Source organism: Acidovorax sp. 59, from assembly GCF_002754175.1.
Classification (GTDB): domain Bacteria; phylum Pseudomonadota; class Gammaproteobacteria; order Burkholderiales; family Burkholderiaceae_C; genus Acidovorax; species Acidovorax delafieldii.
In genome coordinates, this window is sequence record NZ_PEET01000001.1 from 4,088,410 (window position 1) to 4,105,358 (window position 16,949).

Annotated in this window: 15 protein-coding genes; 8 read left to right on the forward strand and 7 right to left on the reverse strand. The window is 67.2% G+C overall.

The features are described from left to right. Positions 1 to 18 precede the first annotated feature (18 nt). Positions 19 to 576: a DUF922 domain-containing Zn-dependent protease gene (locus CLU87_RS18630; RefSeq protein WP_099731427.1), complete on the forward strand. Its 558-nt coding sequence runs from the start codon at positions 19 to 21 to the stop codon at positions 574 to 576. Between the two features lie 52 nt (positions 577 to 628). Here the strand turns inward: CLU87_RS18630 and CLU87_RS18635 are convergent, their stop codons facing one another. Further along, a complete protein-coding gene (locus CLU87_RS18635) occupies positions 629 to 1,237 on the reverse strand; it encodes a TetR/AcrR family transcriptional regulator (RefSeq protein WP_099731428.1) in 609 nt (202 codons plus the stop codon). Between the two features lie 89 nt (positions 1,238 to 1,326). Here CLU87_RS18635 and CLU87_RS18640 point away from each other — a divergent pair, with 89 nt between their 5' ends. Further along, positions 1,327 to 1,794: a nuclear transport factor 2 family protein gene (locus CLU87_RS18640; RefSeq protein WP_056059789.1), complete on the forward strand. Its 468-nt coding sequence runs from the start codon at positions 1,327 to 1,329 to the stop codon at positions 1,792 to 1,794. A gap of 33 nt (positions 1,795 to 1,827) precedes the next feature. Here CLU87_RS18640 and CLU87_RS18645 read toward each other — a convergent pair whose 3' ends face one another. Then, the gene (locus CLU87_RS18645) at positions 1,828 to 2,775 is read right to left on the reverse strand and encodes a LysR family transcriptional regulator (protein ID WP_099731429.1); all 948 of its coding nucleotides are present in this window, start codon (positions 2,773 to 2,775) and stop codon (positions 1,828 to 1,830) included. A 118-nt stretch (positions 2,776 to 2,893) separates the two neighbouring features. Here CLU87_RS18645 and CLU87_RS18650 point away from each other — a divergent pair, with 118 nt between their 5' ends. The 4 genes from CLU87_RS18650 to CLU87_RS18665 all read left to right on the forward strand — a co-directional run bounded on the left by CLU87_RS18650 (position 2,894) and on the right by CLU87_RS18665 (position 6,783). Further along, positions 2,894 to 3,832 (forward strand): dihydrodipicolinate synthase family protein, encoded by a 939-nt coding sequence (locus tag CLU87_RS18650; RefSeq protein ID WP_099731430.1) that lies wholly within the window; start codon positions 2,894 to 2,896, stop codon positions 3,830 to 3,832. A gap of 81 nt (positions 3,833 to 3,913) precedes the next feature. Continuing rightward, entirely contained in the window at positions 3,914 to 4,876 is a 963-nt protein-coding gene (locus CLU87_RS18655; RefSeq protein ID WP_099731431.1) for a tripartite tricarboxylate transporter substrate binding protein, read from the forward strand. After that, a complete protein-coding gene (locus CLU87_RS18660; protein WP_099731432.1) occupies positions 4,866 to 5,564 on the forward strand; it encodes an SDR family NAD(P)-dependent oxidoreductase in 699 nt (232 codons plus the stop codon). The genes CLU87_RS18655 and CLU87_RS18660 overlap by 11 nt, the downstream gene beginning before the upstream one ends. 52 nt (positions 5,565 to 5,616) lie before the next feature. After that, positions 5,617 to 6,783 (forward strand): mandelate racemase/muconate lactonizing enzyme family protein, encoded by a 1,167-nt coding sequence (locus tag CLU87_RS18665; protein WP_099731433.1) that lies wholly within the window; start codon positions 5,617 to 5,619, stop codon positions 6,781 to 6,783. A gap of 60 nt (positions 6,784 to 6,843) precedes the next feature. Here CLU87_RS18665 and CLU87_RS18670 read toward each other — a convergent pair whose 3' ends face one another. The 4 genes from CLU87_RS18670 to CLU87_RS18685 form a co-directional block, all read right to left on the reverse strand. Further along, positions 6,844 to 8,487: a tannase/feruloyl esterase family alpha/beta hydrolase gene (locus tag CLU87_RS18670; protein WP_233193817.1), complete on the reverse strand. Its 1,644-nt coding sequence runs from the start codon at positions 8,485 to 8,487 to the stop codon at positions 6,844 to 6,846. Positions 8,488 to 8,672: 185 nt separating this feature from the next. Next, positions 8,673 to 9,647, reverse strand: a complete 975-nt coding sequence (locus CLU87_RS18675) for a helix-turn-helix transcriptional regulator (RefSeq protein WP_099731434.1) — start codon at positions 9,645 to 9,647, stop codon at positions 8,673 to 8,675. Positions 9,648 to 9,804: 157 nt separating this feature from the next. After that, positions 9,805 to 10,902 carry a M14 family metallopeptidase gene (locus CLU87_RS18680; RefSeq protein WP_099731435.1) on the reverse strand — a complete coding sequence of 366 codons (1,098 nt, stop codon included), beginning with the start codon at positions 10,900 to 10,902 and terminating at the stop codon, positions 9,805 to 9,807. Positions 10,903 to 11,003: 101 nt separating this feature from the next. Next, a complete protein-coding gene (locus tag CLU87_RS18685) occupies positions 11,004 to 12,215 on the reverse strand; it encodes a M20 aminoacylase family protein (RefSeq protein WP_099731436.1) in 1,212 nt (403 codons plus the stop codon). 76 nt (positions 12,216 to 12,291) lie between these two features. Between CLU87_RS18685 and argE the strand changes: the two genes are divergently transcribed. Beyond that, positions 12,292 to 13,449, forward strand: a complete 1,158-nt coding sequence (argE, locus tag CLU87_RS18690) for an acetylornithine deacetylase (RefSeq protein WP_099731437.1) — start codon at positions 12,292 to 12,294, stop codon at positions 13,447 to 13,449. Between the two features lie 48 nt (positions 13,450 to 13,497). On the opposite strand, the gene CLU87_RS18695 is transcribed toward argE, so the two are convergent. Next, positions 13,498 to 14,646, reverse strand: coding sequence for an ABC transporter substrate-binding protein (locus tag CLU87_RS18695; protein ID WP_099731438.1), 1,149 nt, complete (start codon positions 14,644 to 14,646; stop codon positions 13,498 to 13,500). 137 nt (positions 14,647 to 14,783) lie between these two features. On the opposite strand from CLU87_RS18695, the gene CLU87_RS18700 reads away from it, so the two are divergent. Continuing rightward, a complete protein-coding gene (locus tag CLU87_RS18700; protein ID WP_099731439.1) occupies positions 14,784 to 16,904 on the forward strand; it encodes a molybdopterin-dependent oxidoreductase in 2,121 nt (706 codons plus the stop codon). Positions 16,905 to 16,949: the final 45 nt, after the last annotated feature.

The following is a 16,949-nucleotide window of genomic DNA, read 5'->3' on the forward strand; positions in this document are numbered from 1 at the left end:
CCAGAGCCACCACCCTGCGTGCGTCTGGGGTGGGTGGTGGCCTTGCTGCTGTCTGCGGGCGGGGCACACGCGGCCGTGGAGGAGGAAAGCACCCAGCGGCCCTACGTGGTGCGCGCCCAGCCCGGAGAGACACTGCGCGAGGCCCTGCATGCTGCAACCCCCATTTCGGTGGGTGGACAGCGCTTTCATGGCTACACCCGCTGGAACGTGCGCTGGACCTTCCGCTGGTGGCGCGAAGCCTCGGGCCGCTGTGCGATCACCGAAGTCAACACCCGGCTGCGCACCGAAGTGCAGCTGCCCGACCTGCAGGCCGCCAGCCCGTCGCAGCAGGCGGTTTTTGACCGCTATTTGCAGGCGCTGTCCCACCACGAGCAAGGCCATGTGCAGATCGGGCGCGACGCAGCGCAGGCCATTGACCAGGCCATCCGCCAGATGCCCGCAGCGTCCGACTGCGCCACGCTGGAGCGCGAAGCCAACGCCTTGGGCCACCGGCTGCTGCAGGACCACGTGGCGCGCGAAAAGCAGTACGACCAGCGCACCCGCCACGGTGCCACACAAGGCGCACGGCTGGACTGACCATGGGGGTGGCCGCCAGAAACGTTCCCATCTTTCCTATCGACCGACAGGCTCACCCGTTGCGCTGAGGAGGCGCCGCCACCAGCGCATCCGTCAGGCGGGACACTGCGGCCACCACCGCGGCCACGGGTTCGCCCATCTGCGCACGCACGATGGCGCCCTCCACCACCAGGGTGAGCGCCTGCGCGTCCTGCGCACGGTGGGAAGGCGCTGGCAACAAGGCAGCCAGCAACGCCGTCATGTCGCGCTTGTGGCGCTGCGCAATCTCCAGCACCTCCGGCACGGTGTCTCCCAGCTCGCTCACGCTGTTGATGAACGCACAGCCCCGAAAGTGCTTGCTGCCCAACCATTCCGCCAGGGCAGGCGCCAATGCCCGCGTGCGATCCGCCCCTGTGGGCAGCGCGTGCGCATGGCGCTGCAGCGCGTCGGCGAACCAGCCCATCCAGCCCGCATGCCGGTACTCCAGATACGCACAGATGAGCGCGTTCTTGCTCGGGAAATGCCGGTAGAAGGTCACCTTGGTCACGCCAGACTCCGCAATCACCCGGTCGATGCCCGTGGCGCGGATGCCATCCCGGTAGAACAGCGCGTGCGCCGTGTGCAGCAGGCGGTCTCGGGCGGGCAGGTCTTGCCAGCCGACAGGGAGAGGATCAAAGGTCATTCGCTCATTGTAGACAAGTCTGTCTACATGGCTTTATGATGACACGTAGACAGACCTGTCTACATCAACCCTTCACCGTCGAGGTTCCCATGGAAACACGCCCGCCTTTGCCGCCCTTTACCCAACACACCGCCGTCCAGAAAGTGCGCCTGGCCGAAGACGGCTGGAACTCGCGCGACCCGGCCCGCGTGGCCCTGGCCTACACAGAGGACACGCGCTGGCGCAACCGCGCCGAGTTCCCCGTGGGCCGCGAGGCCGCCCGGCAGCTGCTGGAGCGCAAGTGGGCACGCGAACTGGACTACCGCCTCATCAAGGAGCTGTGGGCGTTCAGCGGCCACCGCATCGCCGTGCGGTTTGCCTACGAGTGGCATGACGACGCAGGCCAGTGGTACCGCAGCTACGGCAACGAGAACTGGGAGTTCAACGACGCAGGCCTGATGGCCGTGCGCCACGCCAGCATCAACGACCGCCCCATCCAGGCCGCAGACCGGCTGTTCTTCTGGCCGCTGGGGCGCCGGCCGGACGACCATCCGGGGCTGAGCGACCTGGGCCTTTGAGAATCGGCGGACGCCCAGGGGACCGGCAAGCGCTCAGGGCTGCGACGCCACCTGTGCCAATGCCAGTTCCCATAACGACTCCGCCACCGGCGACATCTCGGCGCGCTGGCGGTACAGGCGGATCTGCACCGGCACGTTCCAGTCAGCGCCCCCGGCGGCCACCAGTGTGCCGGTGCGCAGCTCCTCGGCAATCAGGCTTTCGGGCAGCCAGGCCACACCCCGCCCTTCCTGGGCCAGGGTCTTGAGCAACACCGCGTGGTGCGCGGTGAACACCACCGCCACCGGGCCGTCAGCACCGTCAGCAAACACCCCGCGCATGCGGGCCCGCATGATGCGGCCCAGGCCCGACGCCTCGCTGTAGGCCAGCACGGGCACCGAGGCCTGCTGGCCCAGCGCATGCAACGGCTGGCCTGCTGCGCCGCCGGGCTGCGGCGCACTGACTGGCAGCAGCCGGTCGTCCGCCAGGCGGCACATGGGGTACTGCGCCTCGTCCAGGCGCCCCGGCACCTCGGCGTGGCCATGGCACAGCACAAACTGCACACGCCGCTGGAGCATCAGGTCTTCGCAGGCCTGCGAGCTGTCGGACATGGTCTGGATGGGCCCCAGCCGCAGCCGGGCCTCCATGCCCACCAGCCAGCGCGGAAAGAACGTGAGCGAGAGCACGTGCGTGGCCGCAAAGCGCAGGCTGGCAGCCGCCAGGTCGTGTGCAGCACGGGCCTTGATGCGGGCAGCCTCCAGATTGGCCAGGATGGTTTCGAGCAGCGGCAGAAAGCGCTGGCCTGCCGCCGTGAGCGCCGCGGGATGGGCACTGCGGTCGAACAGCTCCACGCCCACCCAGTCTTCCAGGGCGCGGATATGGCGGCTGAAGGCGGGCTGGGCAATGGCGCGGGCCTCCGCCGCGCGCGAGAAATTGCCCGTCTCGGCCAGGGCGAGGAAATCCTCCAGCCATTCCAGGTCCAGGGGTCGGTTGCCGGGTCCCATGTGTCTCCGCGATGGATCGGTAGATAGTTGTATGCGATTCGAGTATTGGACCGCTGCAGCATGGCGCGGAATGATCCACCCCGTTGTTCACCAGCTTTTCCAACGGAGACAAGAAAGCATGCCTGCCATCTCGAATTATCGCGGGATCATCCCCGCCATCTCGTGCCCCTTCACCCCCGACCACCGCATCGACGAGCCCGCGCTGCGCAAGCTCGCCGCCTGGCTGGCGGGCCACGAGGGCGTGGTGGCCGTCATGACCAACGGCCACACCGGCGAGGTGTTCTCCCTCACACCGGCTGAACGCGCCGAGGTCACCCGCATCGTGGCCGACGAACTCAAGGGGCGCACGCCTGTCATTTCGTCCATCGTCTGCGAAGGCCTGGCCGACGCGGCCGACCATGCCCGTGCTGCCGTCGAGGCTGGTGCCGTGGCGCTGGACGTGATGCCCCCGCACCACTGGCTGCGCTTTGGCTTCACGCCCGGCCATGCACTGCAGTACTTCGAGGCCATCCACAAGGCGGCGCCCAACGCCGATCTGGTTTGCCACGTCTACCCGGCCTGGACGCGTGCCTCGTACTCGTCGCAGCTGCTGGCCGACCTGGCCCGGTTGCCCTACCTGCAGGCCTTCAAGGTGGGCCAGCGCGACATGAACAAGTACGCCCGCGACATCCAGGCGATCCGCGAGGCCGACGCGTCCAAGGCCATCCTGACCTGCCACGACGAGTACCTGCTGGCCTCGATGGTGCAGGGCGTGGACGGCGCGCTGGTGGGTTTTGCGACCTTCATCCCCCAGCTCATCATCGATCTGTGGAATGCGGTGAAGGCCGGCGACTTGAAGAAAGCCATGGCGGTGCAGGCTGTCATCACGCCCCTGAAGGACGCGGTGTATGGCGGCGGCGAGCCCACTGGCGAGGCCCACGCCCGCATGAAGGGTGGCATGTACCTGGCAGGCGTGATCGACGACGCCACCGTGCGCCCACCGACCGAGGCGCCCAACGCCAAGGAAGTCGAAGCGCTGCGCGCTGCGGTGAAGCAGGCCGGCCTGCTCAAGCGCTGAGCGGTCCCTGCGAGGCTCGGGGGATTTTGAGTCCCCCGCGCCTCATTGCACACAAGAAAACCGACAAGGAGACAAGACACCATGCAACGCCACCTTTTCCTCCGCGCCGCCCTGGGTGTAGCCACACTCGCGATGGCGGCCAGCAGCTTTGCGCAGGCTTACCCCACCAAGCCCATCCGGATGGTCATCCCCTTTCCGCCAGGCGGCACGCTCGACACCGTGGGCCGCATGCTCGCGCAAAAGCTGGGCGACCAGATGGGCCAGAACTTCATCGTCGAGAACAAGGCGGGCGGCAATGGCGTGATTGGCGGCGACGTGGTGGCCAAGGCCCCGGCCGACGGCTACACGCTGCTGTTCAACGCATCCACCTTCACCACGGCGCCCATGACCATGAAGTCCGTGCCCTACGGCGTGGTCAAGGACTTCACGCCCGTGGCGCTGGTGGCCAAGGCCCCGCTGTCGGTGGCCATCAACAAGAACCTGCCGGTCACCGACATCAAGTCGCTGATGGCCTACGCCAAAGCCAACCCCGGCAAGATGACTTTCGCCGTGGGCTCCATCGGGTCGGCCGGGCACCTCTCGACCGAACTGCTCAAGCGCGCAGGCAACCTTGACTACCTGATCGTGCCCTACAAGGGCACGGCGCCTGCGTTCCAGGACCTGATCGGCGGACAGATCGACGGGTTCATCGATCCGATCCTGGGGTCTCTGCAGTACCACAAGAGCGGCATGCTGCGCGTGGTGGCCGTCACCTCCGCCCAGCGCGCAGCGAGCTTGCCCGACGTGCCCACGGTGGGCGAGACGATTCCGGGCTACGAGTTCTACAGCTGGTATGGCCTGTGGGGCCCGGCCAAGCTGCCGGCGGACATCACCCAGCGGCTGAACACCGAGGTGAACAAGGCCCTGGCCGAGATGACGCCCAAGCTCAAGGAGCAAGGGCTGCTGACCACGCCGGGCAGCGTGGAGGACTTTGCGAAGTTCCAGCGCAGCGACATGGAGCGCTCGCAGAAGATCGTCACCGAAGGGAACATCCGTGTCGAGTAACGCCCGCCACGCCGTCGTCACCGGCAGCAGCAGCGGCATAGGCCGCAGCATCGCCGAGTCGCTGCTGGCTGGCGGCTGGCGCGTGACGGGCCTGGATGTGGCCCAGCCGACGGTCGTTCACCCCTCGTTCACCCATACACCGGTCAACCTGGCCGATGGCACCGACATCGCCCGCGTGGCCGCTGCGCTGCCCGGCGTGGACGCGCTGGTCCATGCGGCCGGCGTGCTGCGCGTGGGGCCGCTGGGCCAGCTCGACCATGCGGGGGGCGAGCTGATGTGGCGCCTGCATGTGGATGCCGCCACCCGGCTGGCCGATGCCATCGTGCCCGGCATGGCCCAGCGCGGCCAGGGGCGCGTGGTGTTCATTGGCAGCCGCGTGGCGCAGGGCATGGCCGGGCGTGGTCAGTACGCCGCGACCAAGGCCGCACTGATTGCACTGGCGCGCAGCTGGGCCGCCGAGGTGGCCGCGCAGGGCGTGACGGTGAATGTCGTCTCGCCCGCAGCCACCGCCACCGGCATGCTGAACGACCCCGCCCGCCAGGGCAGCGCGCCGCGCCTGCCGCCCATCGGCCGCCTGATCGAGCCTGCCGAGATTGCCGCACTGGTGGGCTTTCTTCTGTCTGAATCTGCCGCCGCCATCACGGGGCAGGACATCGCGATCTGCGGGGGCTCTTCGCTCGCCCGCTGATCTTTCCTTTTGATCCCGCCCCTTTCCCTCTTTGCCAACCAACGCGACCACCATGAAGATCGTCAACATCCTCGAATCGACCCGTCCCATCAAGTCGGACATCCGCAACGCCTACATCGACTTCTCGAAGATGACGCTGAGCCTCGTGGCCGTGGTCACCGACGTGATCCGCGATGGCAAGCCGGTGATCGGCTACGGCTTCAACTCCAACGGCCGCTACGGCCAGGGCGCGCTGATGCGCGACCGATTCATCCCCCGCGTGCTGGAGGCTGAGCCGGCCAGCCTGCTGGACGAGACGGGCGAGAACCTGGACCCGCACAAGGTCTGGGCCCGCATGATGATCAACGAAAAACCCGGCGGCCACGGCGAGCGCTCGGTGGCCGTGGGCACGATCGACATGGCCGTGTGGGACGCCACAGCCAAGATTGCGGGCAAGCCGCTGTATCAGCTGCTGGCCGAGCGCTACGGCAACGGCACACCCAACCCGCGCGTGTTCGTCTACGCCGCTGGCGGCTACTACTACCCCGGCAAGGGCCTGGACGGCCTCAAGAAGGAAATGGAAAGCTACCTGGCGCGCGGCTATTCGGTGGTCAAGATGAAGATCGGCGGCGCCACGCTGGCCGAAGACTGCGAGCGCATCGAGTCAGTGCTCAAGATCCTGGGCCCGGGCCAGCAACTGGCAGTGGACGCCAACGGCCGCTTCGACCTGAAGACCGCCATCGACTACGGCAAGGCCCTGTCGCAGTACCCGCTGTTCTGGTACGAAGAAGCGGGCGACCCGCTGGACTACGAGCTGCAGGCGAAGCTGGGCGAGGTTTACAAGGGCCCCATGGCCACGGGCGAGAACCTGTTCTCGATGCAGGACGCGCGCAACCTGATCCGCCACGGCGGCATGCACAAAGACCGCGACTGGCTGCAGTTTGACTGCGCGCTGAGCTACGGTCTGGTGGAGTACCTGCGCACGCTCGACATGCTCAAGGAATACGGCTGGTCTCCCAGCCGCTGCATTCCACACGGGGGCCACCAGATGTCGCTGGCGATCGCGGCAGGCCTGGGCCTGGGCGGCAACGAGAGCTACCCCGATCTGTTCCAGCCCTACGGTGGCTTCCCCGATGGCGTGAAGGTCGAGAACGGCTACGTCACGCTGCCGCCGCTGCCGGGCATCGGCTTCGAAGGCAAGTCGGACCTGATCGCAGAGATGCGCGCGCTGGCGTCCTGACGACTGGACACACAAAAAAGGCACGCCCAGGGGCGTGCCTTTTTGCATCCAGCACCGCGTTCAGGTCGCAGAACAGGTAAAGCTCTCGGCCTTGGCCGGATCGCCCGTGCCGTTGTAGCGCGGGAACTTGGGGTACTCGCACACCGGGCGCTGGGCCACGGGGGTGCTGGTGCCGGGGGCGAACTTCGTGGCGACCAGCTTGTCAGGCGCCGCGCCCTTTTCCACCCAGGCGTCCATGGCGGCGAGCAGGTCGATGGAGCGCGGCTCGGTGCCCGCGCCGTCCAGGTCATGCCCGTTGGAGGGCGAGGTGACCATGCGCGCAAAGCCCTGCACCTTGCTGGCGCCCAGGCGCTGCTTGACCGTGTCGAAATAGTCTGCCGTGCGGTACAGCGACACGCAGGTGTCACCCAGGCCGTACCAGATCAGCAGCTTGCCGCCGTTGTCGGCAAAGGCGGAGATGTCGGGGTCCGTGCCATCGATCATCTCGGCCAGCCGCGCGTACTGCGCCTGGTACTGCGTGGGGTCGTGGCTCAGGATGTTGGCGTTGGGGTTGCCCTCCACCAGGCGCGCGGCCTCCGTCACGGCCATGTGGTTGAACGAATCGGGCGCGTCAAAGCTGGTGCCGAACATGTACGACTGCCAGTCGGAGGTGGACGCCCCGCCCCGGCCATAGCGCGGGTAGCCCACGGCACCGCGCGACAGGGTCACGGGTGTCTTGTGGTCGCTGTAGATGAGGCGTATGGATTCGATCTGGCCGGCCGTGAGACAGCTGTCGTTGTCCGCCCCCTGGCACAGCAGCTCGGTAGGCACGTAGTTGCACGCCTCGATGTTGCCGATGACGCCGTCCTTCAGGCCATCGAGGCCATCACACGCCGCCACCTCGGCCTTGGCATACAGCGCGATCTTGGCGGGGCTCATCCAGTTGTCGCGGCTCTTGAAGATGTGGCGCAGCACCGTGGGCCCCAGGTTGACCTGATGCGCCTGCTGGCTGATGGCGGGCTCCATGACCACCACGCCGTCGTAGTCCTTGGGGTACTTCTGCGTGGAGATGAGCCCCGACCGACCGCCGTTGGAATGGCCCATGTGGTAGCGCCGCACGGGGCGCTTGCCATAGAACTCGGTGGCGATCGTGGTGCCCACCTCCAGCACGAAATGGTTGGCGTCGAACGCGTGGTTGCGCAGCGCCACGTCGCTCTTGCCCCAGGCAAAGCCGCGGATCTGGTGGCCGGAGTCGGAGCTGATCTTCACGTACGGGTTGGCCGACGGGCCCACCAGCTGCTGGTACCACGGGTCGTCGGTGGGGACGAAGCCGTCGAAGCCGCCGCCGCCAATGGTCAGCGTCTTGCCGTTCCACTGGGCCAGCGTGGGCAGCTCCACCGCCCAGTTGATGGTGGACTCGGGCGACGAGACGATCTGCCCGCGCACGATGCACACGTCGGGCAACGTGCCCTCGGCCTTGCGCAGCTCGGTACGGGTGACCTTGGCGCCATGGGGCAAGGCGGTGGATGCGTAGGCGGCGCAGGCCTCAGCCAGGGGCTTGCTGGCCAGCGGGGGATTGGCGTCGCTGCGGCCGCCGCCGCAGGCGGTCAGGGCCAGGGCTGCCACAGCACCCAGGGTGCAGGCAGCGGTCCATCGCACTGCGCGTGCCAGGGGGTGAGGGTGGCGCCGGGGCGCCACGGCGAAGGGGTGGGGGTTCGGGAACATGCAAGGGTCTCCTGTTATGACGGTTCTTCAGGAGCCCAGGCCGGGCGGCGGTCTGGCCCACACCGGTGTCTGGACTCCGGTGCGGACGATAGGAAAAGGCGGCGCGGTTGCAGCCTCTGCAAATGCAGAGGGAGCGGGAAACTACCGAGCCCTGCAAACCTGCCCGGGCCCCCCGCAGCCGCTCGCTACTGGTGGCGCAGTGCGGCCACCAGCTCCAGCTTGTTGCTCACGCCCAGCGCGGCATAGGCCGTGCGCAGGTAGGTGCGCACCGTGGCGGGCGTGAGGCCCAGCGTGGCCGCAATGTCTTTGTGCGAGCGGCCCTGGGCGTACAGCATGGCGGCACTCAACTCGCGCGGTGCCAAGGCTTGCTTGTGCTGGCGCGACGCCAGGCTCACGGCCACCAGTGGCCCGCAGGGCTCCAAGCGCAGGCGGCAGGCCTTGCCCACCGACAGGGTGCAGGGCGCGCCCGCCAGCGCCTGCGCCACCACCGGGGGCAGGCGGGTGCCGTGCCAGCCGGGGCTGGCTTCGCCCAACACCCGGCTGATGCGCAGCCCGGCAAACAGCAGTTCGCCCGACGGCCGGGCCAGGGCAAAGCTGTCCCAGGGGCGGCCGGGCGTGTCGCTTTGCAGGCGCTGCAGACGGTGGTGCCATTGCTGCAGCAGGTGCAGGACGAATTCGCCGAACAGCACGGTCTCTCCGTCCGAGAATTCCGGCCGCGTTGGCGGGCGGTAGATGGAGACAAAAAACATGAGCCCGCTGTGGGGCAGCTCGGCCGTGAGGGCCATGCAGTGGTACAGGCCGTGGCGCTGGCTGAAGGCGGCCACCTCCGGGTGCTCGGGTAACGGGCCCACCACGTCACGCTCACGGATCACCACCCCCAGCTCCTGCATGGACTGCAGCCCAAACAGGTCCACCGCCGCCAGCGCATTCCACTCCTCGGCAAAACTGCGGCTCAGGCCAATGCTGCCGTGCAGCCAGTTGCGGGGTGCCACCTGCACATCGCCCGCCGAGACCTCGCCCCACCAGGCGGAATCAAAAGGCACCAGCCCCTGCAAGGTCTGCATGGCCTGCTGCAGCAAGTCCTGCGGGGCCACCTGCTGGGCTTGCTCCGACAGCCGGAGCAGGCTGCGGCTCAGCGCGCGCAGAGGGTCAGAGGCCATGGTGTCTCCTGGTTTTTGGGGCGATGGTAGCCGCCCCACGGTGGCAACCCCAACCCTCCTGAACCCGTACTACCCGCCAAACCCCTGCGCACCAACTACCATATTGATAGCATCTCAGGCATATAAAACTAACGCCCGAGGCCTCTGGAACACAAAATCAGACCGTCAACCCGTTCACCGCCTGGAACATCGACTGCCGTGCCTGGCTGATGATCTGGCCCTTCCACACGTCCGTGTCGGTGTAGAAGGCCGCCAGCATTTGCGCCTTGATCTGGGCAGCCTTGTCAGCCGGAGTTTCGGGGTGCAGTTGGAGCCATTGCTCGGCACGGATGGCGTTCATCACGTCGAGCACGGGCACGGTGCCGTACTCCATGGCAATGCCGGTGTATTCGGCATGGGGGCACTCGTCGTAGATCGAGGTCCACATCAGGCCGGTGAGGAAGGCCGAGGTGGACGAGCCGTCGTAGATCGACGTGACCGGCGTGGCGCCGCCGCCGTCCCACCAGGCGCGCGCCCGGGCCACGGCCACGGCGTTGTCATTGCCCGCGTAGATGCGCTCGCCATGGCCGCTGGGGCCCAGGCCCGTGTGCAGGTCGATCCAGGCGATCTTCGACGCGGCCGCACCGTGCTGGCGCAGCACCTGGCGCAGCGTGCGGTTGCTCCAGGTGGGCTCGGTGCCGCCAAAGAACACGCCCTGCGGAAACTCGTGCTGCCCTTGCGAGATGGCGGCCTGCCACGCGGCCTCGCCCTTGGTGGCGATGTACTCCGCCACCGCTGCCTGGTTCTCAGGGCCTGGTGGCCACTGCTCGGGCAGCAGCAGGGGCTGCACCTCGCGGTAGGCCGTGTTCACGGGCAGGGGCTTGCTGAAGTCCTGGAAGTTGCGGTTCAGGTCCACGTTCTCGTGTGTGAAGCGGCGCACGTGCGAGAAGCCATACGGGTTGAGCGCGTGGATGTAGAGCGTGGCCACACCGGCATCGCGCGCCTTGGCGCGCCACTCGGCATCGTGCAGCGCAAACACCTGCACGCCGCTGCCGCAGTAGCCCTCGACGCCATGGCAGGCGCTGCTCACGATGAGCAGCTTTTTGGCATCGGCCGGGCCGTCGCGCACCACGTCCATGGCCAGGTCTTCGCCGTCGCGGCCTTGGAGCGGGTGGGCGTGCGATTCGATGGACAGGCCCGCGGCTGCGGCGGCCTCCAGAAACTTTGTGCGCGCCTGGGCGTAGCTGGGCGAGAAGGCTTCAACGATTCCGATCATGGGCAGGGCTTTCAGGAGTCAGTGGGAAGACAAAAAGAAAACCCGGGCACGCGCGCTGCGCACGCCCGGGTGGAGGAGGATCAACAGCTCGTCAAGCTGCTTCAGGCCGCTTTGGCGGGCTGGGCCAGCCATTCCTCGGCCAGCTTGACCCAGTAGGTCGCGCCCAGCGGGATCAGGTCATCGTTGAAGTCGTAGCTGGGGTTGTGCAGCATGCAGGGGCCGCCGCCGTGGCCCATCTCGCGGTGGGCGCCGTCGCCGTTGGCAATGAAGCAGTACGCGCCGGGCTTGGCCTGCAGCATGTAGGCAAAGTCTTCAGCGCCCATGGTGGGCTCCTGGACCACCACACGCTCTTCCCCCACGATGCCGGTCATGACCTTGCGGGCAAATTCGGCCTCGGCGGGGGAGTTGACGGTGGGCGGGTAGTTGCGCACGAACTCGAACTCGCAGCTGGCATCGTGCGCAGCACAGTGGTTCTCGGCGATCTGGCGCATGCGCTTTTCGATGAGGTCCGTCACCTCGGTGGTGAAGGTGCGCACCGTGCCCTGTAGCTCGACGCTGTCGGGAATCACGTTGGTAGCCTCGCCCGCGTGGATCATGGTGACCGAGATCACGCCGGCGTCCACGGGCTTCTTGTTGCGGCTGATGATGGTCTGGAAGGACTGCACCATGCCGCAGGCAATCGGCACCGGGTCGATGCCGGTGTGCGGCAGCGCCGCATGGCCGCCCTTGCCACGCAGGGTGATCTTGAACTCGCTGGTCGATGCCATCACCGGGCCGGGGCTCACGGCAAAGGTGCCCACCGGCATGCCGGGCCAGTTGTGCATGCCGTACACGGCTTCCATGGGGAACTGCTCGAACAGGCCGTCCTCGATCATCACGCGGGCCCCGCCACCGCCCTCTTCGGCGGGCTGGAAGATCAGGTACACGGTGCCGTCGAAATTGCGGTGCTTGGCAAAGTGCTGCGCCGCCGCCAGCAGCATGGCCACGTGGCCGTCATGGCCGCAGGCGTGCATCTTGCCCTGGTGTTTGCTGGCGTGGGCGAAGGTGTTGAACTCCTGCATGGGCAGTGCGTCCATGTCGGCGCGCAGGCCAATCGCGCGGCCACTGGCGCCACCGTCGCGCCCCTTGACGATGCCCACCACGCCCGTTTTGCCCATACCCCGGTGGATGGGAATGCCCCACTCGGTGAGCTTTTGCGCCACCACGTCGGCGGTGCGCACCTCTTCGAAGCACAGCTCGGGGTGGGCGTGAATGTCCCGGCGCACCGCTGCAATACTGGCCGCCTGGGTGACGATGGAGTCAATAACGTTCATGATATGTGTCCTTACGATCTCACAGTCTAGCCCGACAGCAACACACGTGCCAACCCGGGTTATTCGCTAGCCACCCATGATTTCTGCCCACGCCCTCGAACTTGCGCAAACCCTGGTGCGCATGAACACCGTCAGCCACAACTCCAATCTGGAGCTGATCCATTTCATCCGCGACCACCTGGCCAGGCTGGGCGTGAAAAGCCGCCTGACCTTCAACGACGACAAGACAAAGGCCAACCTGTTCGCCACCCTGGGCGAGGGCAAGCCGGCGGGCGTGATCCTTTCGGGCCATACCGACACGGTGCCGTGGGATGGACAGGACTGGACCATGGACCCGCTGAGTGCCCTGGTCAAGGACGGCAACCTGTACGGGCGCGGCAGTGCCGACATGAAGGCCTTCATTGGCATTGCCGTGTCGCACGCAGAGCAGTTCCTGAACAGCGACGCGCCTTTTGCGGTCCATCTGGCATTCAGCTACGAAGAGGAGATCGGCTGCTTTGGCGTGAAGGAACTCATCGCCGACCTGCGCGACGCGAGCATCAAGCCCCTGGCCTGCATCGTGGGCGAGCCCACCAGCATGATCCCCGCCATCGCGCACAAGGGTGTGTACCGCTACAAGTGCTGCGTGCGTGGCAAGGAGGCGCATTCGTCCCTCACGCCGCATTCGGTCAACGCCATCGAGATGGCCGCCCGCGTGGTGGGCCGGGTGCGCGACATGGCGGAAGACTTTGAAAAGAACGAGCCCCGCTTTGAGGGCTTTGACGTGCCGTTCTCCACCAGCAGCGTGGGCCAGTTCCACGGCGGCATTGCCGACAACGTGGTGCCGCGCGACGCCGAGTTCCGCTACGAGTTCCGCGACCTGCCCACGGCCAACGCCGCGCAGATGCAGTCCGAGGTGGTGGCCTACGCCAAATCGCTGGAGCCCGCCATGAAGAAGGTGGCGCCCGCAGCGGGTTTCGAGTTCGAGACCATCTGCGAAATCCCGAGCTTCCTGGGCAGCAAGGACGACCCGGTGACGCGCCTGGCGCAAGAGCTGTCGGGCGAAAAAGGCACCACCCTGGTGGCCTTTGGCACCGAAGCGGGGCTGTTCAAGAACGCGGGCATCTCCACCGTGGTGTGTGGCCCCGGCAGCATCCAGCAGGCCCACCAGCCCGACGAGTACGTGAGCCTGGAGCAGCTGGGACGCTGCGAGGCGTTCATGCAGGGGCTGGCGCGCACGCGCACGCTGGGCTGATCGCTTCGGGGCGGCGGGGGCCGGCGCGCGCCCGCCACCCGTTCGGGATCAGGTCCTGACCCGGCCGTCCCCGGTCAGCATCGACATCTCGACAAACTTCGAGGCTGCGTGGCTGGTGCCACTGAACGACACCGGAAAGCCCGAGATCACCTGGTTGCCGATGGACTCGGTGCCCGTGATGAAGCTCTCGCGCGTGATCTTTCCGCCGGCCTGGGCCTGGCGCAGGCCCTCGGCGAACACGCGTGCAGCCAGATAGCCTTCCATGCTGGAGTAGTTGGGCTGCACCTTGTCGCCGCCCTTCTTGATGGCCTCCAGAAACTCGCGCGTGATCTGGCGCGAGGGCTGGTAGGGCGAGGGCACCACCTGCGACACCACCACACCCGCACCGTCCTTGCCCAGCTCGTCGGCCAGCGCCTGGGTGCCCACAAACGACACGTTGTAGAACGTGCCGCCAAAGCCCGCCCTGCGCGCCGCACGCACAAACGCGGCAGCCGACGCGTAGGCCGTGATCTGTACCACGGCATCGGGCGTGGCGGGCACCAGCTTGTCCACGGCCGCTTTCACGTCCGTGGAGTTGCGCTCCACGGTGGCCGTCGCCACAGGTGTCAGCTTCAGCTCGGCCAGCGCGCGGTTCACGCCATCGAGCCCCGCCTTGCCGTAGGCGTCGTTCTGGTAGAACACCGCAATCTTCTTGAGCCCCAGGTTGGTGAGCTGGCGCACGATGAGTGCGGTTTCGTCGTAGTAGGAAGCACGCACATGAAAGATCAGCCGGTTGAACGGCTGGCGCAGCGCCTCGGCACCGGTAAAGGGGCCAAAAAACGGCACCTTCTCCTTGGTGAACAGCGGCAGCGCCGCCAGGCTGGTGGGAGTGCCGATGTAGCCAAACAGGGCAAACACCTCGTCGGCAATCAGCTTGCGGGTGTTCTCGGCGCACCGGTCGGGCTCATAGCCGTCGTCCATGGTGCGGATTTCCACCATGCGCTTGCCCACGCCGCCCTGGGCGTTGAGCTGGTCAAAAAAGAGCTTGGCACCCTGGTTGAACTGCACGCCCAGCTGCGCCGCCGGGCCGGTGAAGGCGGCCGACTGCCCCAGCACGATGCGCCCCTCGCCCTGCGCACGCGCCAGGCCGAACCCGCCCAGCGCCACGGCGCCCATGCCCACCGAAAACTGCCTGCGCCCCAATACTGTCTGGTTCATGGTGAAATCTCTGCTCTTGTAAGAAGAAAGAAAGGGCATGCCCCTCTGCACTGCCGGTAGGCAGCCCCTTGGAAACGGGGGACCCATATGCACGCCCGTTCCAACCCTGACAGCCAGTTTAACGATCCAGCCCCCGAATGCCCACGCCTTCTGACGCTAATTCCCCTCCATCGGCACTGATTCAGGTGCGTGGCGCTTGCCCCCACGACTGCCCCGACACCTGCGCTCTGCTCACCACCGTGGACGAGCACGGCGTGGCCACCCGCGTGCAGGGCAACCCCGACCACCGCCACACCGATGGCGCGCTGTGCGCCAAGGTGAGCAAGTACACCGAGCGCAGCTACCACCCCGAGCGCGTGCTCACGCCGCTCAAGCGCACGGGCGCCAAGGGGGCCGGCCAGTTCGTGCCCGTGGCCTGGGACGAAGCCCTGAGCGACATCGCCCAGCGCCTGCAGGCCATCGCCGCGCGCGCGCCCGAAGCCATCCTGCCCTACAGCTACGCGGGCACCATGGGCATGGTGCAGGGCGAGAGCATGGACCGCCGCTTCTTCCACAAGCTGGGTGCCTCGCAACTGGACCGCACCATCTGCGCATCGGCCGGCGCCGAGGCCTTGGTGCAGACCCTGGGCGGCAAGGTGGGCATGAAGGTGGAGTTCTTTGCCGAATCACAGCTCATCATCATCTGGGGCAGCAACTCCATCGGCAGCAACCTGCACTTCTGGCGCTACGCCCAGCAGGCCAAGCGCAATGGCGCCAAGCTGGTGTGCATCGACCCGCGCAAGAGCGAGACGGCCGACAAGTGCCACGAGCACATCGCCCTGCGCCCGGGCACCGACGCCGCGCTGGCCCTGGCGCTGATGCACGAGCTGATCGCGAACGACTGGCTGGACCACGACTACATCGCCCGCCACACGCTGGGCTGGGACCCGCTGCGCGAGCGCGCACTGCAGTGGCCGCCCGAGCGCGCGGCCGAGGTCTGTGGCGTGCACGTGGAGCAGATCCGCCAGCTCGCCCAGGACTACGGCACCACCCAACCCGCCGCCATCCGCCTGAACTACGGCATGCAGCGTGTGCGTGGCGGCGGCAATGCGGTGCGCGCCGTGGCCTGCCTGCCTGCGCTCACGGGCGCCTGGCGCCACCGCGCGGGCGGCGTGCTGCTGTCCAGCTCGGGCCAGTTCCCGGCGCAGCGTGCCGTGCTGCAGCGGCCCGACCTGATGCCCGCCAAAACGCCGCGCACCATCAACATGTCCACCATTGGCGACGACCTGCTGCTCGAGGCCTCGCCCGCGTTCGGCCCGAAGGTGGAGGCCATCGTGGTCTACAACAGCAATCCTGTGGCCGTGGCGCCCGACTCGGGCAAGGTGGTGCAAGGCTTTGCGCGTGAAGACCTGTTCACCGTGGTGCTGGAGCACTTCCAGACCGACACGGCCGACTACGCCGACTACGTCCTGCCCGCCACCACGCAGCTGGAGCATTGGGACATCCACCTGAGCTACGGCCACACCGACGTGCTGCTCAACCGCCCCGCCATTGCGCCCCAGGGCCAGGCACGCAGCAATGCGCAGATCTTCCGCGACCTGGCGGCGCGCATGGGCTTTGCCGAGCCCTGTTTTGCCGAGAGCGACGAGGCCCTGTGCCGCCAGGCGTTTGGCGACGCAGTGGACTACGCACTGCTCGAGAGCCAAGGCTTTGCCACGCTGGCGCTGCCCGATGCGCCGTTCGCCGAAGGCAACTTCCCATCACCCTCTGGAAAGTGCGAGTTCTACAGCGCACGCCTGGCCGCCCAGGGCCTGGACGGTCTGCCCGACCACCTGCCCAACTACGAACTGCAGGGCTCGGACGCCCGCTACCCGCTGGCCATGATCTCGCCGCCCGCGCGCAACTTCTTGAACTCCACGTTCGTCAACGTGACAAGCTTGCGTAACATCGAGGGCCGGCCAATCCTGGAAATCCACCCCGACGATGCCGAAGCACGCGGCATTGCCAACGACGCCGTGGTGCGCGTGTTCAACGACCGGGGCAGCTACCTGTGCCACGCCACCGTCTCGCGCCGCGCACGGCCGGGCGTGGTCAACGGCCTGGGCATCTGGTGGCGCAAGCTGGGGCTGAACGGCACCAACGTGAACGAGGTGACCAGCCAGGCGCTGACCGACCTGGGCCGCGCGCCCACGTTTTATGACTGTCTGGTGGAAGTGGAGGCCACAGGCGCCGCCGATGTCGGCATGGATGCCGGGGCCCGCGTCGGCACCACGGCCTGAGGGCAGCTTGAGATGCCGAGTTTGCTATCTATTCAATAGCTGCCC

What these genes read in the sequence shown, in the direction of transcription:
- CLU87_RS18665 (WP_099731433.1), top strand. Translation starts at nt 5,617, where the DNA reads ATGAAGATCGTCAACATCCTCGAATCGACCCGTCCCATCAAGTCGGAC.
- CLU87_RS18680 (WP_099731435.1), bottom strand. Translation starts at nt 10,902, where the DNA reads ATGATCGGAATCGTTGAAGCCTTCTCGCCCAGCTACGCCCAGGCGCGC.
- CLU87_RS18700 (WP_099731439.1), top strand. Translation starts at nt 14,784, where the DNA reads ATGCCCACGCCTTCTGACGCTAATTCCCCTCCATCGGCACTGATTCAG.
- CLU87_RS18685 (WP_099731436.1), bottom strand. Translation starts at nt 12,215, where the DNA reads ATGAACGTTATTGACTCCATCGTCACCCAGGCGGCCAGTATTGCAGCG.
- CLU87_RS18640 (WP_056059789.1), top strand. Translation starts at nt 1,327, where the DNA reads ATGGAAACACGCCCGCCTTTGCCGCCCTTTACCCAACACACCGCCGTC.
- CLU87_RS18635 (WP_099731428.1), bottom strand. Translation starts at nt 1,237, where the DNA reads ATGACCTTTGATCCTCTCCCTGTCGGCTGGCAAGACCTGCCCGCCCGA.
- argE (WP_099731437.1), top strand. Translation starts at nt 12,292, where the DNA reads ATGATTTCTGCCCACGCCCTCGAACTTGCGCAAACCCTGGTGCGCATG.
- CLU87_RS18675 (WP_099731434.1), bottom strand. Translation starts at nt 9,647, where the DNA reads ATGGCCTCTGACCCTCTGCGCGCGCTGAGCCGCAGCCTGCTCCGGCTG.
- CLU87_RS18695 (WP_099731438.1), bottom strand. Translation starts at nt 14,646, where the DNA reads ATGAACCAGACAGTATTGGGGCGCAGGCAGTTTTCGGTGGGCATGGGC.
- CLU87_RS18645 (WP_099731429.1), bottom strand. Translation starts at nt 2,775, where the DNA reads ATGGGACCCGGCAACCGACCCCTGGACCTGGAATGGCTGGAGGATTTC.
- CLU87_RS18655 (WP_099731431.1), top strand. Translation starts at nt 3,914, where the DNA reads ATGCAACGCCACCTTTTCCTCCGCGCCGCCCTGGGTGTAGCCACACTC.
- CLU87_RS18670 (WP_233193817.1), bottom strand. Translation starts at nt 8,487, where the DNA reads ATGTTCCCGAACCCCCACCCCTTCGCCGTGGCGCCCCGGCGCCACCCT.
- CLU87_RS18650 (WP_099731430.1), top strand. Translation starts at nt 2,894, where the DNA reads ATGCCTGCCATCTCGAATTATCGCGGGATCATCCCCGCCATCTCGTGC.